Source organism: Jannaschia seosinensis, assembly GCF_001408515.1.
GTDB lineage: Bacteria > Pseudomonadota > Alphaproteobacteria > Rhodobacterales > Rhodobacteraceae > Jannaschia > Jannaschia seosinensis.
In genome coordinates this window covers 28,148-52,113 of sequence record NZ_CYPR01000085.1, presented here as the reverse complement: position 1 = coordinate 52,113, position 23,966 = coordinate 28,148, and the positions used below count along the sequence as shown (strand labels likewise).

Annotated in this window: 25 protein-coding genes; 12 read left to right on the top strand and 13 right to left on the bottom strand. The window is 68.2% G+C overall.

The window, feature by feature from the left end; all coding sequences use genetic code 11:
• The first annotated feature begins 32 nt into the window (after window positions 1–32).
• From ribB to nusB, 3 genes are all read left to right on the top strand, one after another.
• Window positions 33–1,166, top strand: a complete 1,134-nt coding sequence (gene ribB, locus JSE7799_RS07115) for a 3,4-dihydroxy-2-butanone-4-phosphate synthase (RefSeq protein ID WP_055662999.1) — start codon at window positions 33–35, stop codon at window positions 1,164–1,166.
• A gap of 1 nt (window position 1,167) precedes the next feature.
• Entirely contained in the window at window positions 1,168–1,689 is a 522-nt protein-coding gene (locus JSE7799_RS07110) for a 6,7-dimethyl-8-ribityllumazine synthase (RefSeq protein ID WP_055662998.1), read from the top strand.
• A gap of 98 nt (window positions 1,690–1,787) precedes the next feature.
• Window positions 1,788–2,270: a transcription antitermination factor NusB gene (gene nusB / locus JSE7799_RS07105; RefSeq protein WP_055662997.1), complete on the top strand. Its 483-nt coding sequence runs from the start codon at window positions 1,788–1,790 to the stop codon at window positions 2,268–2,270.
• A gap of 49 nt (window positions 2,271–2,319) precedes the next feature.
• Here nusB and JSE7799_RS07100 read toward each other — a convergent pair whose 3' ends face one another.
• The 5 genes from JSE7799_RS07100 to JSE7799_RS07080 all read right to left on the bottom strand — a co-directional run bounded on the left by JSE7799_RS07100 (window position 2,320) and on the right by JSE7799_RS07080 (window position 9,604).
• Entirely contained in the window at window positions 2,320–5,709 is a 3,390-nt protein-coding gene (locus JSE7799_RS07100; protein WP_055662996.1) for an efflux RND transporter permease subunit, read from the bottom strand.
• Window positions 5,709–7,166, bottom strand: a complete 1,458-nt coding sequence (locus tag JSE7799_RS07095; protein ID WP_055662995.1) for an efflux RND transporter periplasmic adaptor subunit — start codon at window positions 7,164–7,166, stop codon at window positions 5,709–5,711. The genes JSE7799_RS07100 and JSE7799_RS07095 overlap by 1 nt, the downstream gene beginning before the upstream one ends.
• A gap of 162 nt (window positions 7,167–7,328) precedes the next feature.
• Window positions 7,329–7,859, bottom strand: a complete 531-nt coding sequence (gene moaB, locus JSE7799_RS07090; protein ID WP_055662994.1) for a molybdenum cofactor biosynthesis protein B — start codon at window positions 7,857–7,859, stop codon at window positions 7,329–7,331.
• Window positions 7,860–7,893: 34 nt separating this feature from the next.
• On the bottom strand, window positions 7,894–8,712 hold the full coding sequence (gene yghU / locus JSE7799_RS07085; RefSeq protein WP_055662993.1) for a glutathione-dependent disulfide-bond oxidoreductase: 819 nt from the start codon (window positions 8,710–8,712) through the stop codon (window positions 7,894–7,896).
• An 88-nt stretch (window positions 8,713–8,800) separates the two neighbouring features.
• Window positions 8,801–9,604: a uracil-DNA glycosylase gene (locus JSE7799_RS07080; RefSeq protein WP_055662992.1), complete on the bottom strand. Its 804-nt coding sequence runs from the start codon at window positions 9,602–9,604 to the stop codon at window positions 8,801–8,803.
• 128 nt (window positions 9,605–9,732) lie between these two features.
• On the opposite strand from JSE7799_RS07080, the gene JSE7799_RS07075 reads away from it, so the two are divergent.
• The 5 genes from JSE7799_RS07075 to JSE7799_RS07055 all read left to right on the top strand — a co-directional run bounded on the left by JSE7799_RS07075 (window position 9,733) and on the right by JSE7799_RS07055 (window position 13,493).
• The gene (locus tag JSE7799_RS07075) at window positions 9,733–10,677 is read left to right on the top strand and encodes an aspartate carbamoyltransferase catalytic subunit (protein WP_055662991.1); all 945 of its coding nucleotides are present in this window, start codon (window positions 9,733–9,735) and stop codon (window positions 10,675–10,677) included.
• A 98-nt stretch (window positions 10,678–10,775) separates the two neighbouring features.
• Complete coding sequence (locus JSE7799_RS07070; RefSeq protein WP_055662990.1) at window positions 10,776–11,318, top strand: hypothetical protein; 543 nt, start codon at window positions 10,776–10,778, stop codon at window positions 11,316–11,318.
• 45 nt (window positions 11,319–11,363) lie between these two features.
• Entirely contained in the window at window positions 11,364–12,635 is a 1,272-nt protein-coding gene (pyrC, locus tag JSE7799_RS07065; protein ID WP_055662989.1) for a dihydroorotase, read from the top strand.
• Window positions 12,628–13,230: a glycerol-3-phosphate 1-O-acyltransferase PlsY gene (gene plsY, locus JSE7799_RS07060; protein WP_055662988.1), complete on the top strand. Its 603-nt coding sequence runs from the start codon at window positions 12,628–12,630 to the stop codon at window positions 13,228–13,230. Before pyrC ends, plsY begins: the two co-directional genes overlap by 8 nt.
• On the top strand, window positions 13,227–13,493 hold the full coding sequence (locus JSE7799_RS07055) for a hypothetical protein (RefSeq protein ID WP_245624826.1): 267 nt from the start codon (window positions 13,227–13,229) through the stop codon (window positions 13,491–13,493). The genes plsY and JSE7799_RS07055 overlap by 4 nt, the downstream gene beginning before the upstream one ends.
• Here the strand turns inward: JSE7799_RS07055 and JSE7799_RS07050 are convergent, their stop codons facing one another.
• The 5 genes from JSE7799_RS07050 to JSE7799_RS07030 form a co-directional block, all read right to left on the bottom strand.
• Window positions 13,494–13,751, bottom strand: coding sequence for a hypothetical protein (locus tag JSE7799_RS07050; RefSeq protein WP_055662987.1), 258 nt, complete (start codon window positions 13,749–13,751; stop codon window positions 13,494–13,496).
• A 114-nt stretch (window positions 13,752–13,865) separates the two neighbouring features.
• Complete coding sequence (locus JSE7799_RS07045; RefSeq protein WP_055662986.1) at window positions 13,866–15,236, bottom strand: glutamate--cysteine ligase; 1,371 nt, start codon at window positions 15,234–15,236, stop codon at window positions 13,866–13,868.
• A gap of 49 nt (window positions 15,237–15,285) precedes the next feature.
• Window positions 15,286–15,810, bottom strand: a complete 525-nt coding sequence (locus tag JSE7799_RS07040) for a hypothetical protein (RefSeq protein ID WP_055662985.1) — start codon at window positions 15,808–15,810, stop codon at window positions 15,286–15,288.
• 22 nt (window positions 15,811–15,832) lie between these two features.
• Window positions 15,833–16,276, bottom strand: coding sequence for a ferritin-like domain-containing protein (locus tag JSE7799_RS07035; protein WP_055662984.1), 444 nt, complete (start codon window positions 16,274–16,276; stop codon window positions 15,833–15,835).
• Window positions 16,277–16,347: 71 nt separating this feature from the next.
• Window positions 16,348–17,100 (bottom strand): 16S rRNA (uracil(1498)-N(3))-methyltransferase, encoded by a 753-nt coding sequence (locus JSE7799_RS07030; protein ID WP_055662983.1) that lies wholly within the window; start codon window positions 17,098–17,100, stop codon window positions 16,348–16,350.
• A 15-nt stretch (window positions 17,101–17,115) separates the two neighbouring features.
• Between JSE7799_RS07030 and ubiA the strand changes: the two genes are divergently transcribed.
• Genes ubiA through JSE7799_RS07015 form a run of 3 tightly spaced genes read left to right on the top strand, consistent with a single transcriptional unit; the run spans window position 17,116 to window position 20,378 of the window.
• Window positions 17,116–18,057: a 4-hydroxybenzoate octaprenyltransferase gene (gene ubiA / locus JSE7799_RS07025; RefSeq protein ID WP_055662982.1), complete on the top strand. Its 942-nt coding sequence runs from the start codon at window positions 17,116–17,118 to the stop codon at window positions 18,055–18,057.
• 54 nt (window positions 18,058–18,111) lie between these two features.
• Window positions 18,112–20,058, top strand: coding sequence for an OmpA family protein (locus JSE7799_RS07020; protein ID WP_055662981.1), 1,947 nt, complete (start codon window positions 18,112–18,114; stop codon window positions 20,056–20,058).
• A complete protein-coding gene (locus JSE7799_RS07015; protein ID WP_055662980.1) occupies window positions 20,055–20,378 on the top strand; it encodes a hypothetical protein in 324 nt (107 codons plus the stop codon). The genes JSE7799_RS07020 and JSE7799_RS07015 overlap by 4 nt, the downstream gene beginning before the upstream one ends.
• A 77-nt stretch (window positions 20,379–20,455) precedes the next feature.
• Here the strand turns inward: JSE7799_RS07015 and JSE7799_RS07010 are convergent, their stop codons facing one another.
• Window positions 20,456–21,217, bottom strand: a complete 762-nt coding sequence (locus JSE7799_RS07010) for a DUF1013 domain-containing protein (RefSeq protein ID WP_055662979.1) — start codon at window positions 21,215–21,217, stop codon at window positions 20,456–20,458.
• Window positions 21,218–21,346: 129 nt separating this feature from the next.
• On the opposite strand from JSE7799_RS07010, the gene JSE7799_RS07005 reads away from it, so the two are divergent.
• Window positions 21,347–21,979: a ribonuclease T2 family protein gene (locus JSE7799_RS07005; RefSeq protein ID WP_055662978.1), complete on the top strand. Its 633-nt coding sequence runs from the start codon at window positions 21,347–21,349 to the stop codon at window positions 21,977–21,979.
• On the opposite strand, the gene JSE7799_RS07000 is transcribed toward JSE7799_RS07005, so the two are convergent.
• The gene (locus JSE7799_RS07000) at window positions 21,976–23,283 is read right to left on the bottom strand and encodes a bifunctional diguanylate cyclase/phosphodiesterase (protein ID WP_055662977.1); all 1,308 of its coding nucleotides are present in this window, start codon (window positions 23,281–23,283) and stop codon (window positions 21,976–21,978) included. The two genes, JSE7799_RS07005 and JSE7799_RS07000, sit on opposite strands and share 4 nt — an antisense overlap.
• A gap of 85 nt (window positions 23,284–23,368) precedes the next feature.
• A complete protein-coding gene (gene recR / locus JSE7799_RS06995) occupies window positions 23,369–23,965 on the bottom strand; it encodes a recombination mediator RecR (RefSeq protein WP_144431600.1) in 597 nt (198 codons plus the stop codon).
• Between the last annotated feature and the right edge of the window lies 1 nt (window position 23,966).

The window sequence follows — 23,966 nt, the reverse complement described above, 5'->3', positions numbered from 1 at the left end:
CCCGCTAGGACGCCAGACGACAGGAGGTGCCTATGACCGATCCCATTCCCTTCGAGACGCCCGGACCTGTGGAAGCTGGCCTGAGCGACGTCATCTCGCCCATCGAGGAGATCATCGAGGCCGCGCGAAACGGCAAGATGTTCATCCTCGTCGATCACGAGGACCGCGAGAATGAGGGCGATCTGGTCATCCCCGCGCAGATGGCGACTCCGGACGCGATCAATTTCATGGCGACGCATGGTCGCGGGCTGATCTGCCTGACCCTGCCGGGTGAGCGGATCGACGCGCTCGGCCTGCCGCTGATGTCCTCGCATAACTCGTCGCGCCACGAGACCGCCTTCACCGTGTCGATCGAGGCCCGCGAGGGGGTCAGCACCGGGATCAGCGCGCATGACCGTGCGCGCACTGTGTCGGTCGCCATTGACGCGTCGAAAGGCGCGGCCGACATCGCCACGCCGGGCCATGTCTTTCCGCTGCGCGCGCGCGACGGCGGCGTTCTGGTTCGGGCGGGACACACGGAGGCGGCGACGGACATCGCGCGGCTGGCCGGCCTGAACCCGTCGGGCGTGATCTGCGAGGTCATGAACGAGGACGGGACGATGGCCCGCCTGCCCGATCTCATCGCCTTCGCACAGCGCCACGCGCTCAAGATCGGCACGATCAGCGACCTGATCTCCTACCGGCGCCGGCACGACAACCTCGTGAACCAGACGTCCTCGCAGAAGGTGGCGTCACGGGTCGGAGGCGACTGGTTGATGCGCATCTTCACCGACGAGACGCAGGGTGCCGAACACATCGTGCTGACCAAGGGCGACATCGCGTCGCCCGAGCCGCTTCTGGTGCGGATGCACGCGATGAACCCGCTCGAGGACGTTCTGGGGATCGGCGACAGCGATCTTGTCGGCGCCATGCAGGTGATCGCCGACGCGGGCCGCGGAGCGGTGGTCGTGCTGCGCGACACCGAGATGAAGCTCGATGCCGAGGGTGTGAGCCCGAACAAGCTGCGACAATACGGGCTGGGTGCGCAGATCCTCGCCGCACTCGGTGTGCACGAGATGGAACTGCTGACAAATTCCGGTACGCCGCGCGTCGTCGGCCTCGAGGCCTACGGGCTTACGATCATGGGAACGCACGCAATTCCGCGGGACGGCGAGGGAGAGAACTGAGATGGCCGGACATTCCGACAACGTGCTGGCGCTGCCGTCCTTCGAGGGCGACCGCCCGAGCGTCCTGATCGTGATCGCGCCCTATTACGGCGCCATCGCCACGCAGCAGCTCGCCTCCGCGCGGCGCGTCTTGGAAGAGGCAGGCGCCACGCATGAAACCGTCGAACTGCCCGGGTCGCTCGAGATCCCGACGGCCATCGGCATCGCCCACAGACAGGCGGAGTTCGACGGCTACGTCGCCCTCGGCTGCGTGATCCGGGGGCGGACATCGCATTACGACGTCGTCGTGGGCGAAAGCGCGCGGGCGCTGGCGACGCTGGGGTTGGGCGGGGCCTGCATCGGCAACGGTATCATCACCGTCGAGAACATGGAGCAGGCCGAAGAGCGGGCCGATGCCGACAGGCTCGACACTGCGGGCGGGGCTGCGGCGGCGGCACTGCATCTGATCGCGCTGCAGCGTGCGATGAAGAAAGCTCCGCAGGGCATCGGGTTCAAGCCAGGCTCCGCGCCGCGTGACGGGTAGGAAAAGGCGAGGTCGGGCGCCGTCTGACGCTCCGATCCTGACGCTCCCCTCATCGCTGCCGCTTGACCCCGCCCGGCCGCCCCCATAGGTCCGCCGCCATGGCCGAGATGACACCCGATGACCGCCGCGCGCTCAAGCGCCGGATGCGCTCCGCAGCGCGCCTTTACGCCGTGCAGGCGCTCTTTCAGATGGAGGCGATCGGGCTGACCGTCGACAAGGTCCGTGTCGAGTTCGAGACCTATCGCTTCGGCATGGTCACCGAAGAGGGCGAGTTCGCCGAGGGCGATGTCGATACGTTCCGCGCGATCCTCGAAGGCGCGGTCGAACATCAGGCCCGGATCGACAAGATGACGGACCGGGCGCTGGTCGCGAAGTGGCCGATCGACCGGATCGATCCGACGCTGCGCGCGCTGTTCCGGGCGGCCGGGGCGGAGTTGGTCGACCGAGACACGCCGCCGAAGGTCGTCATCACCGAATTCGTGGAGGTCGCCCGCGCCTTCTTTCCCGAAGGCAAGGAGGCCGGCTTCGTCAACGCAGTCCTCGACCACATGGCGCGGGCCGCCCGACCCGAGGCGTTCTGAGCGGCGGATCGTCTGCGCGAACGGGTGCCGAGGTCGCCCGATGCCGGGCTCAGACCGCCTCAGGACCGTCTGACCGGAGGCGCCGCCTGCGGGCCAAGCTGATCCCGGCGACGATCCACGCGACGAGAAGCAGGACAGCCGTTCCGCCCACGAAGAGCGCCACGGCGCCAGCCATGCCTGGGACCAGCGTGTCGAACGGCCCCCATGGCGCGCCCGTGGCAAGCGTCCAGCCCAGCGTCAGCCCGCCCCAGCCAAGGATCGCCGCGCCCAGCGCAAGGCCCAGCAGCCCCACGCCGCGCCCGCGCCCGCGCCGCCGCACAGGCAGGCGCAGCATGCGGCGGAACGCGGCGGCCAAGCGCGTGGCATCCGCGCCCATGGCCAGGATCGCCGGCACCAGGATCAGCACCAGAAACATGCCGAAGCCCAGCCCGTAGCTCAGCGTGATGACCGTGGGACGCAGGAATTGCGCATCGCTCGACGTCTCGTAAAGCAGCGGCGTGAGACCCAGCACCGTCGTCAGCGTCGTCAGAAGGATCGGTCGCAACCGGTCGCAGACCGCGTCCACGATCGCGGGCCGCAGCGCGCGGGTCTGCGCGTATTCGTCCACGCTCGTCACCAGGACGATGGAGTCGTTGATGATGATGCCCGTCATGCCAATCAGGCCGACGACGGAGAACATGCTCAGCGGCACGTCCCAGAACCAATGCCCCCAGATCGCGCCGATCAAGCCGAAGGGGATCACCGCCATGATCACCGCCGGCCGGGTCCACGACGAGAAAATCCAGGCGAGCACGAGGTAGATGCCCAGAAGGCACGACACGAGGCCCAGCGTCGCGTCGGTCAGGAACTCCCGCTCCTGCTCGGCCAGACCGCCGAGGCGGTAGGAGACCTGATGCGCGGCCGCGATTTCGGGCAGGATCTCCTCCGACAGGGTCTGGCGGATGTCGTTGGCCCGCGCCGCGTCATCTTGGTTGATGTCGCCGGACACGGTGACCACGGGCACGCCGTTTTCGCGCTGGATGGTGGCGAAACCCGATTGCGTCCGGACCGTCACGATATCCGACAGCGCCACGTCACCGCCCGAGGGCGAGGAGAGCCGCAGCGTGTCGAGGAAATCGGCGCGCACCTCGCCCTTGGGCAACTCGACACGGATTGCCCCGGTGCGTGGCCCCGCCGGAAAGGTGGCCGCCTCGATCCCGCCCAGCCTGTCGCGCAGCACCCGGCCCAGCGCGTCGATGTCGAAGCCCAATGCCTCGCCCTGCGGGGTCAGGTCGAGGATCAACTCGTCACGGTCGTAGGGCAGGCTGTCCTCGAGACCCGAAACCTCTGGAAACCGCGCCGCCGCGTTCTTGAGCGCCTCTGCCGCGCTCTTCAACGTCGCCGCGTCGGCGCCGGAGAACTCCACCGACAGGGAATCCCCGCCCGGACCGGAGCGCCAGCCGCGAAAGCTGATCTCTTCGGTCAGGGGCAGTTGGCGGGCACGCTCCTGAAGCGCTTCGACGAACTGGAACGACGAATATGGCCGCAGGTCGGCTTCGATGAGTTCAAGGGATATGGCGCCAAGCTGCTCGGGCTCCTTGTCATCGGCGGAGGGCAGGGGGCGGCCCGTGTTGCCGCCAATCTCGGCCAGCATGTAAGCCACCGGATTCGCGCCGTATTCGCCCGCGTATTCCTCACCCAGTTCGGTCGCGGCGCGTTGCAGTTCGCGCATCTGCGCCAGCGTGTCCTCCCGCGTTGCGCCGTTGACCATCGCGAAATTGCCGGTGACCGATCCCTGCTCGGGCGAGTTGAAGAAGCGCCACTGGACGTCGCCCGTCAGGAACAGCGCGATCTGCGACGCGAACAGGACGACCGCCCCGGCCGCAACGGGATAGCGCGCGATCAGAACCAAGCGGATGAGCGGGCGGAACACACGCTCGCGCACCCAACCCAAGGCTCGGTTCGTCAGCCGCGAGGGCATGTCGTACCAATGCCCCCGCGCCGTATGCCGCAGCGCCCCCGCCATGTGATGGGGCAGGATCAAAAAGCACTCCACCAGGGACGCGATCAGAACGGCGATCACGGTCAGCGGAATGTCGAGGATCAACTCTCCGAACCGCCCGCCGATGGCCACGAGTGCGAAGAACGCGATCACTGTCGTCAGGGTGGCCGAGAAGACTGGGGTGAACATGCGCCGTGCCGCGTTTTCCGCCGCCGTCGCCGGAGGTTCACCGAGATTGCGGGCACGGAAATCTGCATGTTCGCCCACGACGATGGCGTCATCGACCACGATGCCCAGCGTGATGATGAGCGCGAAGAGAGAGATCATGTTGATCGTGATCCCCGCCAGCCACATCAGCGAGATCGCCGACAGCATCGCCACCGGAATGCCCGCTGCCACCCAGAAGGCCGTGCGTGCGTTTAGAAACAGGAACAGAAGCCCAACGACCAGCGCGAGACCCAGAAGCGCGTTGTCCACCAAAAGGTCGATCCGGCCCGTGATCGCGTCGGTCCGGGTACGGATCAGTTCGATCTTCGTGCCCTCGGGCGCGTCGCGCAGGATCTCGTCGGCCACGGTCTCGACCTGGCGCTGCAGGGCGATCGCGTCGCCTTCGGCGGACCGGTCGACGCGCACGCTGATCGCCGGGTCGTCGCCGACGAAATAGGCCCGCTCCCGGTCGACGCCTTCGGAGATGACGGTTGCCACATCCCCCACGGTCAGGGCGGCGCCTCCCGCCTCGCGGCGCAGGACGATGGCCTCGATCGCGGCGGCGCCGCGGCGGACCTCGCCGGTGCGGACGCGCGCATCTGCCCCGGCCACATCGCCCGCCGGACTGGCCTGCGCCTGCGCGGCGAGGGCGGTGGCGATCTCGCGCATGGTCAGGTCGTGGCGGATGAGTTCGGCCGTGGGCACCTCGACGACGATCTCGGGGGCGGCGACGCCGCGGATGTCTGTGCGCGTGACCCCGGCGGCGAAGAGGCGGACGACGAAGGCATCGGCGATGCGGGCCAACTGATCCACCCCGATCGGGCCTGTCACGATCACGTCGGTCACACGGTCGCGCCAGCGGTTCTGCCGGACCTCCGGCTCCTCGATCCCTTCGGGCAGGCCGGTGACGCCATCGACCGCTGCCTGCACATCGTTGGCCGCATCCGCCGCATTGCGGCCGGGCTCGAATTCCAGACGGATGCGCGCCGATCCCTCGCGGGAGACGGCGGAACTGTCGATCACCCCCTCTACGGCCATCAGCGCGGGCCCGAGCACCTGAACGACGGCGCGGTCCACGTCCTCCGCGCCCGCGCCACGCCAGACGACGGAGACATCGATGTCCTCGACGATGATGTCGGGAAAGAACTGCGCCCGCATGTTCGGCAGCGACAGAAGACCCGCCGCGAGCATCAGCACCAGAAGCAGGTTCGCGGCCGTCCGGTGGCGGGTGAAGTAGCCGAGGATTCCCATCAGCCGCCGAGCCGCGCTTCGAGGCGCGCGACCATGGCGGCGGGAACCGTCTCCTCCTCGAGCTGCGCAAGCAGGCGGCTGCGCCGTTCGGGGGGAATGCGGGTGTTGGACTGCAGGAACGCGACGAGCCGTGCGCGCCGTTCGGGATCGAGGGTGATGCGGTCCGCTCCGGTCTTCGCCTCATCCGCCGTGCCGGGCGAAAGCGGCCGCACGCGGATCCCGGTGCCGAGGGCCGGACCCCGTTCCGCGACAACGACCCGATCGGCGATGTCGCCGCCGACAAGCACCTCGTCACCCTGACGGCGCAGCAGCGTGACCTCGGCTTCCTCCAGCCGCTCATCCGCCCCGAGCAGGAGCACCGTGGAGGTGGCCGAGAGCGCGGTGGCCGGCAAACGGATCGCATCGTCGAGCGGCGGCTCCTCCACCTCGACGCGAACGAAATCGCCGGGTCGAAAGCCGGGCGCGTCGCCCAAGCGTGCATAGACCAGCCGGCCGGTCTGCCCTTCCCCCACGGCGGCGGCCTCACGGATGACCCGACCGGTTGCCGCGAGTGTCAGCCCCTCGACATCGAGCACGACGCGCAAATCCGCCCCGATCAGGTCCCCCGCTCCATCGAGCAGTCGCGCATGCTGTGCCGCCGACAGCCGAAACGCCACCTCGAGCGCGTCGGGATCGATCAGCCGCGCCACCCGTTCGTTGGCCGAGACGAGCCCCCCGGCGAGAACGGCGACGTCGGTCAATTGCCCGTCGAACGCGGCGACGAGAATGCGGTCCTCAAGATCCCGTTCCGCCTGCGCCAAGGCGATGCGGGCGCGGTCGATGCCGAGGCGGGCAGTGTCGATCCGCGCCTCGGCCTGGACCAGCGCGCCCCGCCGGGTCAGGACCGTCTGCTCCGCCGAGGAGAGCGAGAGTTTCGCCGTCTCGACCGTCGCCGCCGCACCCACGCCGCGTGCCGCGAGGTCTTCCTGCCGGTCAAGCGCCTGCTGCTGCAGATCGCGCTGCGCCTGCGCCCCGGCGAGTTCGGCCCGCGCGAGGTCCAGACCGCGCTCGGCGTCGCGCAGTTCCGCCTCGGCCCCGGCCAGATCGGCCCGCGCGACGGCCAGATCGGCCTCGGCCGCGGCGGGATCGATGCGCATCAGCACCTCGCCCTCCCGCACCGCCGCGCCTTCCTCGAACCCTTCGGCCAGTTCCACTACGCGTCCGCCGCCGGGCGCGCGCAATTCCAGGATCCGGCGGGCCCGGATCTCGCCGAAGGTGGTCAGGACGGGAGTGATCGTCTCGGGTGTGGCGCGCACCACATTGACCGCCAGCACCCGTTCCTGCGCCGGCGGCGCACCGGCATCACGGCTCTGACGGGCCTCCATCGCGGTAAACGTGATCTGCGCGGCCCAAGCCAGCAGCCCCGCCGTCAGAGCGGCGAGGAACAAGGCGGTGAGGCTGCGACCGAGAAAGCGCATGGGAACTCCGGCGATGTACCCACCAGTAGATAGGCGGTTCCGGACACGTATCCCATAGCACATCCGCAGGGCGGGAGGATCCGTCGCAGAGGCGGGCCTCGTCCGAGCGCGCAGTCCTTGGAAGTCATTTGCCGCGCGGTCATGGTCCCAAGGGGAAGTCGATCACTTCCGCCGCAGATGTTCGTCCAGCCGGGGCATGATCTCTACGAAGTTGCAGGGCCGGTGCCGGTAATCGAGCTGATGCACGAGAATCTCGTCCCAGGCGTCGCGACAGGCCGAGGGCGAGCCCGGAAGCGCGAAGAGATAGGTGCCCCCCGCCACGCCCCCACAGGCGCGCGATTGCACGGCGGAGGTGCCGATCTTCTGCATCGAGACGAGCGTGAACATCGTCGCGAAGGCGTCGATCTCCTTCTCGTACACATCCCGGTGCGCCTCGACCGAAACATCGCGCCCCGTCAGTCCCGTGCCGCCCGTGCTGATCACTACATCGATGGCCGTATCGGCACACCATTCCCGCAATCGTGCCGCCACCGCCGCGCGATCGTCGGGAAGGATCGCGCGGTCGGCAAGCACATGCCCCGCCGCCCCCAGCCGTTCGACAAGCGTGTTGCCGGACTGGTCGTCGGCCTCGGTTCGCGTATCGCTGACCGTCAGGACAGCGATGCGGCAGGGGAGGAACTCTCGCTCGGACATGCGCCTCTTTCTGGTTGGGGGTCGCGGGGGGCGCTCAGCGGTCGAAGTCGGCGCGCGAATGGCGTTCCGGCAGCTTCAGGGACTCGTCGTCGCCGAAGTTGCGGTTCACCATCCGGCCGCGCCGGATCGCGGGGCGGTCATCGATGCGCCGCGCCCATTCCATGACGTGCTCGTATTCGTGAACCGACAGGAAGGTCGCCGCGTCGTAGAGCCGCCCGAGGCAAAGCTGCCCATACCACGACCAGATCGCCATGTCGGCGATGGAGTAGTCGCCCGCCATCCATTCGTTCTCGGCGAGGTGGCGATTGAGCACGTCGAGCTGCCGCTTCGCCTCCATCGTATAGCGGTTGATCGGATATTCCAGCTTCTCGGGCGCATAGGCGTAGAAATGCCCGAAGCCGCCCCCGAGGAACGGCGCGGAGCCCATCTGCCAGAACAGCCAGGAGAGCATTTCGCTGCGGGGCTGGCCGAGGAAGGCGTCGTAGCGCTCGGCGAGGTGAAGCATGATCGCCGCGCTTTCGAACACACGCACCGGTTCGGGGCCGGTCCGGTCGAGCAGGGCGGGGATCTTCGAATTCGGGTTCACCGCGACGAAGCCGGAGCCGAACTGGTCGCCCTCGCCGATGTCGATGAGCCAGGCGTCGTATTCGATGTCGTGCCCGGCCTCGATGAGTTCCTCGAACAGGATCGTCACCTTGACCCCGTTGGGCGTGGCCAGAGAGTAGAGTTGGTAGGGATGCTCTCCCTCGGGCAATGGCTTTTCATGCGTCGGGCCCGCCACGGGGCGGTTGATCGAGGCGAACCGGCCGCCGGATTCGGAGGGCGTCCAGATTTTGGGGGGCGTGTAGGTCATCGGGCGGTGTTCCTTCTTGGTAGTGCGGGAGCGAGGGGAAAGTCCCTCGCGCTCCCTGAGGTGTTTCTCAAGCGAAGAAGCGGGATGGTCACGACGGCGGTTCGTCCAGCCGGGCGGCGAGGGAGAGCAGATCCGCCCAGGCGTCACGCTTCGCGGCGGGCTGGCGCAAGAGGTAGGCAGGGTGGAGCATCGGCAGGACCGGCAGGCCGAGCGCCTCGCTCCAGGCTCCGCGCAGCCGCGTGATGCCGCGCTTTCCCAACAATGCGAAAGCCGCATGGTTGCCCATCACGACAAGCATCTCGGGCGCCGCCAGTTCAACGTGCCGGCGCAGGAAAGGCAGCATCATCGCCACCTCGTCGGCCGCGGGATCGCGGTTCGAAGGAGGGCGCCAGGGCAGGACATTGGTGATATAGATGGCACGCGCGGGATCCTCGGCCTGCCGCGCCAGCCCGATCGCGCCCAGCATCCGGTCGAGAAGCTGCCCTGCCTGGCCCACGAACGGTTTGCCCTGGCGGTCCTCCTCGCGTCCGGGCGCCTCGCCCACGATCATCACGCGCGCGGCCGGATCCCCGTCGGAGAAGACCAGCGATTTCGCCCCGAGCCGCAGGTCGCAATGGGGATAGGCCATCATCGCCGCCTTGAGGCCCGCAAGATCGGCGGCGCCGGCGGCGGCACGTTCCGCCGCCGCGACGGGATCCTCCGGTGCCGCCGATGCGGGGGCGAATTGCGGGACGGAATCGGGCGGAGGCGTCTTGGCGCGCGCGGGCGCCGGCATCCGCGCCGGAAGAGCGTAGCGGTCCACCGGAGACGGGCCGATCGCCTCGTCGCAGCCCATCTCGATGAGCCATTCGAGCGCGGCGCGCGCGGCGTGGGGATCGAGATCGGGTTCCATGCCGTGGACGTAGCGCGGCCGGCCGCCGGGGGAAAGGCTCGCCCCGGCGGCCCGATTGTTGCGCCGGATCGCCCGCCCTGCGTGCGCGAAGGGTTGAACCGGCCGGGCAGCGCGGCGACAAGCGGTCCATGACCTTCACCCAGCGCCACCTCCTCGGCATCGAGCCCCTGCATCCCGCCGAGATTACCGCATTGCTCGACCGTGCGGACCACTACGCCGAGGCCCAGCGCCGGGGCGATCGCCATGGCGATGCCCTGGCCGGACTGACGCAGGTCAACATGTTCTTCGAGGCGTCCACCCGGACGCAGGCCTCCTTCGAGATCGCGGGCAAGCGCCTCGGCGCGGATGTCATGAACATGGCAATGCAGGCCTCCAGCCTGAAAAAGGGCGAGACGCTGATCGACACGGCGCTGACGCTCAACGCGATGCGGCCGGATCTGCTGGTGGTGCGGCATCCGCATTCCGGCGCGGTCAATCTGCTGGCGGAAAAGGTGAACTGCGCGGTTCTCAACGCCGGCGACGGGCGGCACGAGCATCCGACGCAGGCGCTGCTCGATGCGCTGACGATCCGCCAGGCCAAGGGGCGGTTGCACCGGCTGACCGTCGCGATCTGCGGGGACATCGCCCATAGCCGGGTGGCGCGGTCGAACCTGATCCTGCTGGGCAAGATGGAGAACCGGGTCCGTCTCGTGGGACCGCCGACGCTGATGCCGGCGCAGGTCGGGGAGCTGGGCGTGGAGGTTACCGACGACATGGCCGAGGGTCTGCGCGACGCGGATGTGGTGATGATGCTGCGCCTTCAGCGGGAGCGGATGGACGGTGCCTTCATCCCGTCGGAGCGGGAATATTATCACCGCTTCGGATTGGACGCGGAAAAGCTCAGGGCGGCCAAACCCGACGCGATCGTCATGCATCCCGGTCCGATGAACCGGGGGGTGGAGATCGACGGCACGCTTGCCGACGACATAAACCGGTCCGTCATCCAAAAGCAGGTGGAAATGGGCGTGGCCGTCCGTATGGCGGCGATGGATCTTCTGGCGCGGAACCTCCGGGAACGCGTGAACGGCGTCTGACGGAGGCGGCGTCGGCGCGATCGCCGGGCGGACAGGGGGCGAACCGCCGCCGGGCTCTGCGCGTTCACCGATGGAACCCCGAGCCCGAAGGACCGCACATGCCCATCGAACTTCTCCCCCGCGACCCGCGCATCCACGTTTTCGCCGTCTCCGACGGGGCGCTGAAGCTGCCGCACCAGACGTATCTGTCGCAAATGCGCGAGGAACCCGGCGAGACGCCGTTGTCGGAGGCGTTCGGGGCCGAGATCGACGCAACCTATGCCGAGGTCTTTGCCGTGCGCGATGTGCATCCGATCGGGCTGCGAACCTATCTGGCGCAGGCGCACGACATTCCAGATGTGGCTCTGGCGCCGGATGCGGCCAAGCTCGATGCCTTGTCGGGGGATGTGGTGGTGTTGGCGCCGCGCGCGGTGGAGGGCGTGGACAAGCTCGAACTGACGCCGGAACTGACGCATATCGGCAGCTATGCGCCCGCCGAGGCCGACATGAGTCAGCGTGCCGTTCCCCGCAGCACCGACGTGCCGCCCACGCCGAGGGACAGCCCGGAGGAGCCTGCGCGGCGTGGTCTCGGCACCGGCACGATCGTCTGGATCGTGGTCGCCGCGCTGGTGCTGGCGGCGCTGCTCGTGGTTCTGGCCTGACGCGCGCGATGGACAGCGGGACAGGGCCCGGCTAGCACAAGCGTCATGAGCACGACCCTCTTCACCAATGTCCGCTTGATCGACCCGGTCTCCGGGACTGACGCGCCGGGCGAGTTGCGCATCGAGGACGGGCGGATCGCCGCGCCGGGCCCGGCGTCGGAGGTCGTGGATTGCGGCGGCCGGTGCCTTGCCCCCGGGATCGTTGATGTGGGCGTCAAGGTCGGGGAACCGGGCGAGCGCCACAAGGAGAGTTTCCGCACCGCCGGGCGGGCCGCCGCGCGGGGGGGCGTGACGACGATTGTCTGCCGTCCCGATACAATCCCCGTGATCGACGGACCCGAGATGCTGGAACATGTGCGCGCACGCGCCGCCGAATCGGTCGTCCGTGTCCGGCACATGGCCGCGCTGACCAAGGGGCGCGCGGGGCGCGAGATGACGGAGATTGGCTTCCTGCGCGATGCCGGCGCCGTGGCCTTCACCGACGGGACGCATGTGGTCGAGGATACGAGGGTCCTGAGCCGTTGCCTGACCTATGCGCGGTCGCTCGGCGCGCTGGTCGTCGGGCATCCGCAGGATCCGGGGCTCAGCCGGGGGGCCTGCATCACGTCGGGCAAGTTCGCGTCGCTGCGCGGGTTGCCCGGCGTCGCGCCGCTGGCCGAGCGGATGGGATTGGAGCGCGATCTTGCGCTCGTGGAGGCGACCGGCGTCGCCTATCACCTCGATCAGATCACCTGCGCCGCATCGCTGCCTGCGCTGGTGCGGGCGCGGGCGGCGGGGCTCGATGTGACGGCGGGGATTTCGATCCATCACCTGACGCTCAACGTGCTCGACATTGCCGATTACCGCACCTTCTTCAAGGTGACGCCGCCTCTGCGGGACGAGGACGACCGGGTCGCCATGGTCGCGGCGCTCGCCGAGGGGGCGATCGACGTGATCTCGTCCATGCATACGCCGCAGGACGAGGAGTCGAAGCGCCTGCCCTTCGAGGAGGCCGCGCCCGGTGCCGTGGGGCTGGAGACGCTGCTGCCGGCGGCGATGCGGCTGGTCCATGCGGGGCATCTGGACCTGCCGTCGCTGTGGCGGGCGCTGTCGACCAATCCGGCGCGGCGGCTCGGGCTCGAAGGCGGGACGCTGGAGGTCGGCGCACCGGCCGATCTGGTTCTGTTCGACCCCGATGCGCCCTTCGTGCTGGACCGCTGGACGATGGCGTCGAAGTCGAAGAACACGCCGTTCGACGGCGCGCGGATGGAGGGACGGGTGATCGGAACTTGGGTGGGCGGAACCCGCATCTTCGACCGGAACAACGCACATGCCTGATTTCGTCACGCCGATCGAGTGGCTCGCCGTGACCGCGGTTTTGTCCTATTTCCTCGGCGCGGTGCCGTTCGGGATCGTCATGGCGCGCCTGTTCCGGTTGGGCAATCTGCGAACCATCGGATCGGGCAATATCGGCGCGACCAACGTGCTGCGCACGGGCAACAAGCTCGCGGCGTTCCTGACGCTGATCGGGGATGCCGGAAAGGGCGGGTTCGCGGTATTGATGGCGCGCACGACCTTCGGCGAGGATGCGGCGCAGGTTGCGGCGCTCTTGGCATTTCTCGGCCATGCCTATCCCGTCTGGCTTGGCTTTCGTGGCGGCAAGGGCGTGGCGACGTTCCTCGGCACGATGCTGGCGCTGGCCTGGCCGCTGGGTCTCGCGGCCTGCGGCACCTGGCTTGCGGCGGCGGCGGTGACGCGGATCTCGTCGCTGGGCGCAATCGTCGCGGCGGCGTCGGTGCCGTTCTGGGCACTGATGCTGCGGCCCGAGGCGGCGTTTCTGGCGACCGTCTTCGCTGTAATGGTCGTCTGGTTCCATCGCGGCAACATCTCCCGCCTGCGCCGGGGCGAGGAGCCGCGGATCGGGCGCAAGTGACCGACGCGGAAACGGTTTCGGCGGCGTTGCACGACTTGCCGCTCGGCACGTTTCGCACCGAAGTGGCAGGCGTGGATTGGATCGTCACGCGGACCCTCTTTTCACGCGGCGCATCGGAGAAGCTGGTGGCCCGCGCGCTTGACGGATCGGACTACATCAGCTTCAACCTCTACCGCCTGGACCGTGGCCCATTGCTGAAGCCGTGCGAGATGCCGCGCGCCAAGGTCGTGGCCTTTATGGCCGACCTCGTGCAACGAAGGTGATCAGCGAGGCGCCGCGTCGCGATCCATCGCATCGGCCATGCGGCGGGTGTTGTGGTAGATGCCGAGGCCCAGATACATGAAGCCGCCAAGCAGGATCAGGTTGATCGATCCGCCAATGAGGATCGCCAGCGCCATGAGCACGCCGCCGCCGTTGGGCGCGAGCAGCGCGGCGCCCGCCGAAATCACGATCCCGACCGCGCCGAGGATCACGATGATCCCGACAAGATTGTCGAGAGCCTTGATGAAGAAATCACGCATGTTCGGGGACCTCCGGTCGCGCTGCACTAGGCAAAGATCAGACCGGACCGACAGCCCGGCGCAAGCTCCGGTTGCCGCAGCTTCACGCATGTTGCCCGAGCGCAACGGCCTCGGTCAGTAGGCGCGCTCCGCGAAGATGCGCGTCAGGTCGCCGCCCCACGGTCCGTGATAATCGTCAAGGAGTTCGTCGGCATAGGTGCGTCCGGTCTCGACGCTCTCTTTCAGGGCGTTGAGAAAGTGCGTCTCGTCGGGGATCAGGCCGCCCGCGCCCTCCCGCGCTCGCGCCTTCAGGCCGGCTTCGGAGATTGCCAGCAATTCGCGCGCAAGATCGTGCATCCGCACGCCGTTGGTTTTGGCCTGCAGCCCATCCTCGCTTGCCGCGACCCGCAGGGCGAGGCGCGTCTCCTGATCCCAGTCCTTTGCGAGGTCCCAAGCCGCGTCCAGCGACGTCGCATTATACATCAGGCCCACCCAGAAGGCGGGGAGCGCGCAGAGCCGGCGCCACGGGCCGCCATCGGCGCCGCGCATCTCCATGTATTTCTTGATCCGCGCTTCGGGGAACAGCGTCGTCAGGTGGTCGGCCCAATCGCTCAGCGTCGGCTTTTCACCCGGCAGGGCGGGCAGTTCCCCGCGCAGGAAATCGCGGAACGACTGACCCAGCGCATCGATGTAGCGGCCGTCGCGGTAGATGAAGTACATCGGCACGTCGAGCGCGTAGTCCACCCACCGCTCGAAGCCCATGCCGTCTTCGAAGACAAAGGCGGGGATGCCGGTGCGGTCCTCGTCCAGATCGCGCCAGACGCGGGCGCGCCAGGATTTGTGACCGTTCACCTTCCCCTCGAAGAAGGGCGAGGAGGCGAACAGCGCCGTCGCCACCGATTGCAGTGCCATCGCCACGCGCAGCTTCTTCACCATGTCGGCTTCGGAGGCGAAATCGAGATTGACCTGCACCGTGGTGGTGCGCCGCATCATGACGCGCCCCATCGTGCCGACTCGGCCCATATAGCCGTCCATCAACTTGTAGCGGCCCTTGGGCATCAGGGGCATGTCCTCGTGCCGCCAGATCGGGGCGGCGCCCAGCCCGATGAAGCCGACGCCCAGCGGCTCCGCCACCGCCTTTACCTCGCGCAGGTGGTCGTTCACCTCGTCGCAGGTCTGGTGAATGTTCTCGAGCGGAGCGCCGGACAGCTCGAGCTGGCCACCGGGTTCGAGCGAGACGTTGGCACCGTCCTTCTCCAGCCCGATCAGACGGCCGCCCTCCTCGACCGGAGACCAGCCGAAGCGGTCGCGCAGGCCGGACAGGACGGCGAGGATTGAGCGGTCGCCCTCATAAGGGAGGGGGGTCAGCGTATCGGTGCGGAAGCCGAACTTCTCATGCTCGGTCCCGATGCGCCACTCGGCTTCGGGCTTGCAGCCGGATGCAAGATATTCGGCAAGCTGCGCGTGGTCGGTGATCGGCCCGCCGCCGGATTGTGGAATGGACATCGGGGCCTCTCGCGTCGTCGTCGGGGGGACGAGTGACCGCGCCCCCCGCTCAAGTCAAGGCGCGCGAATGGTCGTTGGACGGATGCCGCCGCCAGATCACGCGTGATGTCCCCCGTCCCGTGCGGGTTGCGCGGACCATGGCGCCGGAATTCAGCCCCGGCAGGGCGGAGAGGGCATCGAGAAGCTTGTCCGCCCCGAGCGCGCCGTCCGGAACCATCAGCGGCGCACCCCCGTCCTGTGCGATGACCCAACCGGCCGGCCCCTGTTCGGGACGGACGAAGACGATCTCCGTCATGTCGTCGAGTTCGGCCGTTCCGCCATTCGTGGGGCCCATATAGGTGACACGGCCCTCAATCACCTCGACCATACCCGGTGCATCGCCGGTGGCCGAGAGCCGGGCACGCCGCAGGCCGGAGACGGCGAGGACCAAACCGACGGCCATCGCCGCCAACCCGAGCAACGCAGGAATGCCCCCCGTCGCCACCGCGAGCCACAGACCGAGCGTCAATGCTCCGACCCCGATCAGGGCCTCGCGCCAAGGGCGCAGGCGCGCCGCGAGTTCCGGGCGGATCACGCCCGCGCCCCTGTGGACAAGATCAGGCGGAGGCGCTGTCCATCCAGGTCTTGTGCCGCTGCTCGTCCTCGAGCGCACGCTCCAGCATCGGGCGCATCGTATCGGGCAGCGACGCGTTGTCGCAGCCGTTGCGATAGGCGGTTACCGTGTCGGTCTCGTTGGTCGACATCGCGCCGAGCACCGCCTCGTCGCTGCCCAAGGCCGCAATCGCTACCTTTCCCTGGGTCAGCATCGCCTTGGCATCGGTGTCGGTTGGAATGTCGGCCCCCAGATCGCGGGCGAAGCCCTCCAACTCTTCGAGGTGGCGCAGGTGGTCCTGCTTGAACTCGTCGATCTTCCCCTTCGCCTCGGCATTCGTGAGGCGGTCGATCGTGGTGTCGTATGCCGCGATCGCGTCGCGTTCGAGTTGGATGAGGTCCGAGACGACCGTTTTGGGATCGCTTCCTGTTCCGACTGTCGTGACCATTGCAATATCCTGCCATTATTACGAGATTCCTGAATCGGAAAAACGCGGGCCGGGCTCGGACGGTTCCCGGCTCAACCCCAGTCGCCTTGTGCGGTCTGCCACAGGGTCAGGGCCGCGACGGCCGCCGTGTCGGCGCGCAGGATGCGGGGGCCGAGCGCGATGGCGGCGGTCGCCGGATGGGCGCGCAGGCGCTCGCGCTCCTCGGGGGAGAAGCCGCCCTCCGGCCCGATCAGGATGGCGGCAGGGGCAGGGGGCAGGCGCTGCGCCGTGCTGGTGCGGGACCCATTCGCCTCTCTCCATGTCGGGTCCTCCGACAGGGCCTCGTCGCAGAAGATCAGCGCCCGGCCCTCGGGCCAATCATCCAGCAGGCCCGACAGCGGCGCGATCTCGTCGACTTCGGGGACGAAGGTTCCGCCGCATTGCTCGGCGGCTTCGATGGCGTGGGCCTGCAGGCGGTCGCGGCGGATACGCTCGGAATTGGTGTGATCGGTGCGCACGGGCAGGATGCGGGCGCTGCCGAGCTCGGTCGCCTTCTCGACGATGAAGTCCGTGCGCGCCTTCTTGATCGGCGCGAAGAGAAGCCACAGATCCGGCGGATCGCGCTGCGGCGCAACCTGTTCCTCGCAGGTCAACTCCCCACTCCGCTTGGACAGCGTGGCAATTCGCGCGCGCCATGCGCCGGAGCGGCCGTCGAACACGGTGAGGGTGTCGCCGACCGACAGGCGCATGACCCCCGACAGATAATGGACCTGCTCGCGGCTCAGCTCCACCGCTTGTCCCGATGCGACCGGTGCGGCTACATGCAGCCTGACTTTGCTGTCCATGGGGAACCCCGCGCGATGACCGACACGTCCGATCAAGGACAGGTGGCCGACGCCGTCAAGGGCAACTGGGTCGATACCCACGCGCCCGCGCCGATGCGGCCCTATCTGCGCCTGAGCAGGGCGGACCGGCCGATCGGGACTTGGCTGCTGCTGATCCCGTGCTGGTGGGGGCTTTCGCTCGCTGTCGCGGCCACAGGGTTCCGCCCGGTGACGATCTGGCTTGCGCTTGCCTGTGCGGCGGGCGCTTTCCTGATGCGCGGGGCCGGCTGCACATGGAACGACGTGACCGACCGCGACATCGACGCGAGCGTGGCGCGGACGCGCTCCCGACCGATCCCGTCGGGCCGGGTCAGCGTGCGTCAGGCGCTGCGCTGGATGGGGGTGCAGGTGGGGATGTCGGCGCTGATCCTGTTCACCTTCCCGCCGATCGCGATCGGGCTGGGGATCCTCGCACTGGTCCCCGTGGCAATCTACCCCTTCGCCAAGCGTTTCACTTGGTGGCCGCAGATCTTCCTGGGCCTTGCGTTCAACTGGGGTGCGCTGCTGGCTTGGGCGGCGCAGACCGGGGCCCTCGGCTGGCCGCCGGTGCTCCTTTATCTCGGCGGCATCGCCTGGACGCTCTTTTACGACACGATCTACGCCTATCAGGATGTCGAGGACGACGCGCTGATCGGGGTGGGATCCACTGCCCGGCGTTTCGGGCGCGAGCCGCAACCTTGGCTGCGGGGCTTCGCCGCGGCGACGGCGATCCTGATGGGGTCAGCCGTCCTCGTGGCGCTGCCGCTCCTGCCGGCGCTGGTCGGGCTGGCGGGGCTCGGGGCGATGGGCTGGCACATGGGCTGGCAATTGGCGCGGCTCGACATCGACGACCCGGCCCGCTGTCTCGCGCTCTTTCGCTCCAACCGGACGACCGGGCTCATCCCTCTGCCGTTTTTCGCCGCCGCCGCGCTCCTCTGATTGCGGGCTGATGGTGGTGCGGATAAGCACCCGGCGGAGGATGAAAGACATCTGATGAGCCGCAAGTTCAAATTCGCATCCATCGCCGCCTTCGCGCTCGCCGCCGCCGCAGCGGCCGGCGGTGCCTGGTTCGGCGCAGACTTCGTCGAGGAACGGTCGCGTGCCGCCGTGACCGCAACCTTCTCGCAGACCGGCATCGAATGGGCCGACGCGCAGACCGACGGGCTGCAGCTGATTCTGACCGGCACTGCACCGGACGAGCCGTCGCGCTTTCGCGCGGTGACGGCGGCGGGCAGCGTGGTCGATCCCGGCCGCATCGTCGACGCCATGCAGGTGGTGCCGCGCGAAGGGGCCGTGGCGCCACGGTTCTCGCTGGAGATCCTGCGCAACAAGGATGACGTCTCGCTGATCGGCCTGGTGCCCGCGCGCGACGATGACCTGCTCGACACGCTGCTCGACCGGACGGCGCGGGCGGAGTTTCTCGAGATCGTCAACATGGTCGAGCGGGCAGACCATCCGGTCGCCGATAGCTGGGACGAGACGCTGCGATTCGCATTGTCGACGCTGTCTGATCTGCACCACGCCAAGGTCTCGGTCGAGCCCGGGCGGGTGGCCGTCACCGCCGTCGCCGATAGCGACGAGGAGAAAATCCGGCTCGAACGCGAGCTGAGCCGTCTCGCGCCGTCCGGCGTTGCGCTACGGCTGGATATCGCCGCGCCGCGCCCGGTCATTACGCCCTTCACGCTGCGCTATGTCATTCCGCCCGACGGGACGCCGCGCTTCGAGGCTTGTGCGGTGGATTCACTCGCCGCCGAGGCGCGGATCGTCGCGGCGGCGCGCGAGACGGGTTTCGAGGGGCGCGCCGACTGCGTCCTTGGCTTGGGCGTGCCTTCGGCCTCATGGGGCGAGGCGGCGGCCGAGGGAATCGCCGCATTGGGCCGGGTCGGCGGCGGTTCGCTGACGCTTTCGGATGCCGATGTTTCGCTCGTCGCGCAGGAAGGGGCGGACCCGGACCGGTTCGAGACCGAGATGGCCGAACTGAAGACCGCGCTGCCTGATCTGTTCGTCCTGTCGGCCGTCCTGCCCGAGCCGACGAAGATCGATGGAACCGGCGAGAACGAGGCCGGGACGCCCGAATTCGTCGCCACCCTGTCGCCCGAGGGTCAGGTGCAACTGCGCGGCCGGCTTTACGACGAGGCGCAGGCGGCGGCGGTCCTGTCTTACGGGCGGGCGCGGTTCGGCGTCTCGAAAACCTATATCGCCACGCGCGAGGATCCGACCTTGCCGAGGGGCTGGCCCGGCCGGGTGCTGGCCGCGCTCGACGCGTTGTCGCGGCTGAACAACGGTGTCGTGATCGTCCAGCCCGATCTCGTGGTCGTGCGCGGCGTCACCGGAGAGCAGCGGGCGGGGGCCCGGATTTCCGGCCTGCTCGGCGACAAGCTCGGCGCGGAGGCCAACTTCCGCATCGACGTGAGCTATGACGAGGAGCTGGATCCGCTTCTGAACATCCCCACGCCGCGGGAATGCGAGGAGCAGCTGAACGCGATCCTGACGGAGCAGAAGCTGACCTTCGCGCCGGGTGCGGACGTGATTGAGGCGGCGGGGGACGGCCAGCTTGCCAAGCTGCGCGCGAAGCTCGACGAATGTGCCCGCGCGGTCTTCGAAATCGGAGGCCATACCGACAGCCAAGGCAGCGAGGGCGGCAATCTCGCCCTGTCGTTGCGCCGGGCCGAAGCGGTGCGCGCCGCGCTGATCGCGCGTGGGGCGCGGCCGGGGCAGATGGTTGCGAAGGGCTACGGCGAAGCGCAGCCGGTCGCCGACAACGCGACGGAAGCCGGACGGGAGGAAAACCGGCGCATCACCTTCGTTCTGCTGGGCCGTCGCGACGAGATGCCCGAAGCCGAGGTCGAGGCCCCGACAGAGGCACCCTCCGGCGATGTTGACACGACGCTTGAGACCGCGACGGAAGATGCTGTGCCATCGGAAGAGGACGGATCATGAACCGCACCGAATTCGTCATCGCGATCGCGGTCATCCTGTTCATCGCCTTCGTCCTCGGCTGGTTCGCCTCATGGCTCGTCCACCGGTTCAGCCGCGTGACCGTGTCCGACGTGGCCGAGCTGGAGGAGATGGCCAAGGCGCTGCACGATGCGGAGGAGCAGCGCGACGAGGCGATTACCTATCTGCGGTTCCGCGAGCAGGAGCTGACGACGAAGCTGAGCGCGACGGAGGCGGATCGCAGCGCGGCGATGGAGGGGCTGCGCGAGGCCCGGCAGGAAGCATCCGAACTGCGCCGCTACATCGAGTCGCTCAACGCCTGAAGGGGCCGGCGCAGACGCGAAAAGGCCGCCCTTCCGGGCGGCCTCGGTCGGTCCATTGGGAAAATTCTGCGCTGTCGTCAGCGGTCTTCGTCGTCGTCCTCGTCCGCATCGTCGGGCAAGTTGAAGAAGCTGTCGGCATCGGACACGTCGCGCTTGTCCTCCGGCTCCTCGTCCTCGGAATTGCCCGACAGGGTGAAGCCTTCCAGCCCCGAAATCGCCGTCGGCATCCGGGCATCGCCGGATTCGTCGGACAAGGACTGTTCCGTCGAGACGAGCTTGCGGCGTGCGTCGTCATCCATCACTTGGCCTGATGCGGCCTGCTTCTGGGCGGCTTTCTGAACGGCGGCATCGAGTTCCGTTTGCTTGCACAGGCCGAGCGCGACCGGGTCGATCGGCTGCATCTGCTGGATGTTCCAGTGCGTCCGCTCCCGGATGGACTGGATCGTCGGCTTCGTCGTACCGATCAGCTTGGAGATCTGCGCATCGGCCAGTTCGGGGTGAAACTTCACCAGCCAGAGGATCGCGTTGGGCCGGTCCTGCCGCTTGGACAGCGGGGTGTAGCGGGGGCCGCGGCGCTTTTCCTCGCCCGCGGAGGCCGGGTTGTTCAGCAGGCGGAGCCGATGCGACGGATCCTTCTCGGCACGCTCGATCTCCTCGGCGGTCAGCTGCTTGTTGGCGATCGGGTCGAAGCCTTTGACGCCCACGGCCACGTCACCATCGGCGATGCCCTGCACTTCCAATTCGTGCAGGTCGCAGAAATCGCCGATCTGCCGGAAGCTCAGCGTGGTATTGTCGACCAGCCAGACGGCGGTGGCCTTGGCCATAATCGGCTTGTTCATTTCTGCCTCCTTCAAGACATGACTTTTGCGTCGCCCGGATCAGGGGCTGCGGCTGGGCCGCGCGTTCTCGCTTTCGGGGAACTTGGCGGGCTATATAGGCTGCGACCAAGAAATGTGGAACCCCCTGATATGATCCGCCTGCTCGCGCTGCTTTCGCTTTTCGCCGCCCCCGTCCTCGCCGAGGGGGAGAGGGCGGGCGCGTTCGACTATTACGTCCTGTCGCTGTCCTGGACGCCGACCTGGTGTGCGCTGGAGGGCGATGCGCGGGCTTCGCCGCAATGCGAGGCCGGGCAGGGGCATGGCTTCACGTTGCACGGTCTGTGGCCGCAATACGAGAATGGCTGGCCGTCCCGGTGCCCGACATCTGCGCGTGCCGCGACACGCGCACAGACGGAGCGGATGGCCGGCATCATGGGCTCCTCCGGTCTGGCCCTGCATCAATGGCGAAAGCACGGCACCTGCTCTGGGATGAACGCGCACGGCTACTTCGCGACCTCGCGCGCGGCTTATGACAGCGTCGTTCGGCCGGACGTCCTGCGGGGGCTGGAGCGGGCCGTAACCTTGCCGGCCGAAGTGGTCGAGGCGGCGTTCCTGGAGGCGAACCCGACGATGGAGGCGGACGGCGTGACCGTCACCTGCCGCGCCGGGCGAATTCAGGAAGTCCGCATTTGCCTCACGCGCGATCTGGAGCCGCGCACCTGCGGCGCGGATGTGGTTCGCGACTGCACGCAGGGCGATGCGTTGCTCGCCCCGATGCGCTAGCTGCGACCGAACCTTTCGGCCCATTCCGCGGCCGGGGCCGGCCGGCCGAGGCCGTAGCCTTGCCCGAGATGTATGCCTAGGGTTCGTAACGTGGCGGCCTGTTCCTCCGTCTCGATCCCCTCGGCGACAAGATCGATGCCGAGGCCCCGCGCGAGGGATATCATGCTCTCGAGGATCGCCTCCTCGCGCCCGTCGCCCCCGAGCCCCGCGACGAAGGCCCGGTCCATCTTGATGAAATCGGCGGGAAACCGGCGCAGCCGTTCGAGGTTGGACAAGCCGGTGCCGAAATCATCCAGTGCGATGCGAACACCCTGCGCGCGCAGCCGTCCGATCAGATCGGCGGCGCGCTCCGGCGCGACGATCACCGCCGTCTCCACGATCTCGAGCACGAGTCGTTTGGCCGGAACGCGTTCCAGCACCGCGCTCAGCCAGCGGCAGCCCGCGCTGCCCTTGCCGTCCAGCACCGCGCCGGTGATGTTGAAGGTCACGAACAGAGGCGCCTCGCCCGTGGCGAAGGGCAGGGCGGCATTTGCTGCGCATTCGGGCAGGATGGCCGACCCCGCCTCGGGAATTCGGTTCAGCGTGTCCATGAATCCCGCCGGCCCGAGAATCGAGCCGTCGTCCCGGTTCCATCGCAGTAACGCCTCGACCCCCACGGCGCGCGGCGTCTCCGGGCGCAGGTCGAAGATTGGCTGGACGTGATATTCCAGCGCGTGGGAAGCGATTGCGGCCTCGACCTCGGCCAGCGGCGGGGCCAGCGAGGGGATATTAAGCTGGGCCTGCACTTCAAGCCGATCGCCGCCGAGAGCCTTGGCCCGCGCCAGAAGCGCATCCGCGCGCAGGACCGCCCGGGTGCGGCCCTCCTCGGGCGCCACGGTGACAAGTGCGGTGGACAGGCTGCACGTGACCTTGTGCCGGAAGCCCTCGACGACGGTCAGGCTGGCGAGGCGGCGAAGATTCTCGATCGGTTGACGGGCTTCCTCCACGCATTTGTCGGGCAGCCAGATGAGAAATCGCCCGCCTTCCGACCGTTCCAGCCCGCCACCCGTCGGCAGGGCCCGGCGCAACGTGTCGCCCACCGCATCGAGCAGCCGGTCGCCCGTGTCGAAATCATGCTGATGGTTCACCTGCTTGAGGCCGTCGATGTCGAAAAGCGCGAGCGCTCCGCTGCCCGCCGCCGGTATCGGGAGGGAAAAGCGGCGGAGTTCGGCCTCCTGTCCGGCTCCGGATGCAAGGTTGCGATGTCCGGCGATGCGACCCTTGGGTGTCAGCGCAGACAGAGCGGCCTTGATCGCGTTGCGCATTTGGCGGACCCCACTTTGCGTCACTCTCCCGCTTCGGGGACAAACGACACCGACGCCGTCGGTTCGGTGGTTCGAATCCTGACGGCTAGAACGGTTTTCTCGAGGATAATGCGGCCTTCAATGTGCCGTCGTCCAGATAATCCAACTCTCCTCCGACCGGGACCCCCTGCGCAAGCCCCGAAATCGTTATATTTGCAACACCGACTTCGCGCGCAACGTAATGCGCGGTCGTCTGACCCTCGACCGTGGCGTTGAGGGCGAGGATGATCTCGGTGACTTCCTCGGCGGCGATCCGATCGCGCAGCTTCGGAATGGCGAGGTCTTCGGGTCCGATATCGTCGAGCGGCGACAGCGTGCCGCCCAAAACGTGATACCGGCCGGGAAAGACGCGCGCGCGTTCCATCGCCCAGAGGTCGGCGACGTCCTCCACCACGCAGATCTGCCCGTTCTGCCGTTCCGGGTCCTCGCAGATGCGGCAGATGTCGCCGGTGGTCAGGTTGCCGCAATTGAGGCAGTCACGTACCGACCGGCCCACCCGGTCCAGCGACTGCGCCAGCGGCAGAAGGTGCGTCTCCCGCTTCTTAAGCAGATGCAGGACGGCCCGACGCGCAGAGCGCGGGCCGAGGCCCGGCAGGCGGGCCATGAGGTCGATCAACGCCTCGATATCGCGCGTGCCGTCCAAG

Bases quoted from the DNA above. Each gene is read 5' to 3' on its own strand.
- ribB (WP_055662999.1), top strand. From the start codon at position 33: ATGACCGATCCCATTCCCTTCGAGACGCCCGGACCTGTGGAAGCTGGC.
- JSE7799_RS07110 (WP_055662998.1), top strand. From the start codon at position 1,168: ATGGCCGGACATTCCGACAACGTGCTGGCGCTGCCGTCCTTCGAGGGC.
- nusB (WP_055662997.1), top strand. From the start codon at position 1,788: ATGGCCGAGATGACACCCGATGACCGCCGCGCGCTCAAGCGCCGGATG.
- JSE7799_RS07100 (WP_055662996.1), bottom strand. From the start codon at position 5,709: ATGGGAATCCTCGGCTACTTCACCCGCCACCGGACGGCCGCGAACCTG.
- JSE7799_RS07095 (WP_055662995.1), bottom strand. From the start codon at position 7,166: ATGCGCTTTCTCGGTCGCAGCCTCACCGCCTTGTTCCTCGCCGCTCTG.
- moaB (WP_055662994.1), bottom strand. From the start codon at position 7,859: ATGTCCGAGCGAGAGTTCCTCCCCTGCCGCATCGCTGTCCTGACGGTC.
- yghU (WP_055662993.1), bottom strand. From the start codon at position 8,712: ATGACCTACACGCCCCCCAAAATCTGGACGCCCTCCGAATCCGGCGGC.
- JSE7799_RS07080 (WP_055662992.1), bottom strand. From the start codon at position 9,604: ATGGAACCCGATCTCGATCCCCACGCCGCGCGCGCCGCGCTCGAATGG.
- JSE7799_RS07075 (WP_055662991.1), top strand. From the start codon at position 9,733: ATGACCTTCACCCAGCGCCACCTCCTCGGCATCGAGCCCCTGCATCCC.
- JSE7799_RS07070 (WP_055662990.1), top strand. From the start codon at position 10,776: ATGCCCATCGAACTTCTCCCCCGCGACCCGCGCATCCACGTTTTCGCC.
- pyrC (WP_055662989.1), top strand. From the start codon at position 11,364: ATGAGCACGACCCTCTTCACCAATGTCCGCTTGATCGACCCGGTCTCC.
- plsY (WP_055662988.1), top strand. From the start codon at position 12,628: ATGCCTGATTTCGTCACGCCGATCGAGTGGCTCGCCGTGACCGCGGTT.
- JSE7799_RS07050 (WP_055662987.1), bottom strand. From the start codon at position 13,751: ATGCGTGATTTCTTCATCAAGGCTCTCGACAATCTTGTCGGGATCATC.
- JSE7799_RS07045 (WP_055662986.1), bottom strand. From the start codon at position 15,236: ATGTCCATTCCACAATCCGGCGGCGGGCCGATCACCGACCACGCGCAG.
- JSE7799_RS07035 (WP_055662984.1), bottom strand. From the start codon at position 16,276: ATGGTCACGACAGTCGGAACAGGAAGCGATCCCAAAACGGTCGTCTCG.
- JSE7799_RS07030 (WP_055662983.1), bottom strand. From the start codon at position 17,100: ATGGACAGCAAAGTCAGGCTGCATGTAGCCGCACCGGTCGCATCGGGA.
- ubiA (WP_055662982.1), top strand. From the start codon at position 17,116: ATGACCGACACGTCCGATCAAGGACAGGTGGCCGACGCCGTCAAGGGC.
- JSE7799_RS07020 (WP_055662981.1), top strand. From the start codon at position 18,112: ATGAGCCGCAAGTTCAAATTCGCATCCATCGCCGCCTTCGCGCTCGCC.
- JSE7799_RS07015 (WP_055662980.1), top strand. From the start codon at position 20,055: ATGAACCGCACCGAATTCGTCATCGCGATCGCGGTCATCCTGTTCATC.
- JSE7799_RS07010 (WP_055662979.1), bottom strand. From the start codon at position 21,217: ATGAACAAGCCGATTATGGCCAAGGCCACCGCCGTCTGGCTGGTCGAC.
- JSE7799_RS07005 (WP_055662978.1), top strand. From the start codon at position 21,347: ATGATCCGCCTGCTCGCGCTGCTTTCGCTTTTCGCCGCCCCCGTCCTC.
- JSE7799_RS07000 (WP_055662977.1), bottom strand. From the start codon at position 23,283: ATGCGCAACGCGATCAAGGCCGCTCTGTCTGCGCTGACACCCAAGGGT.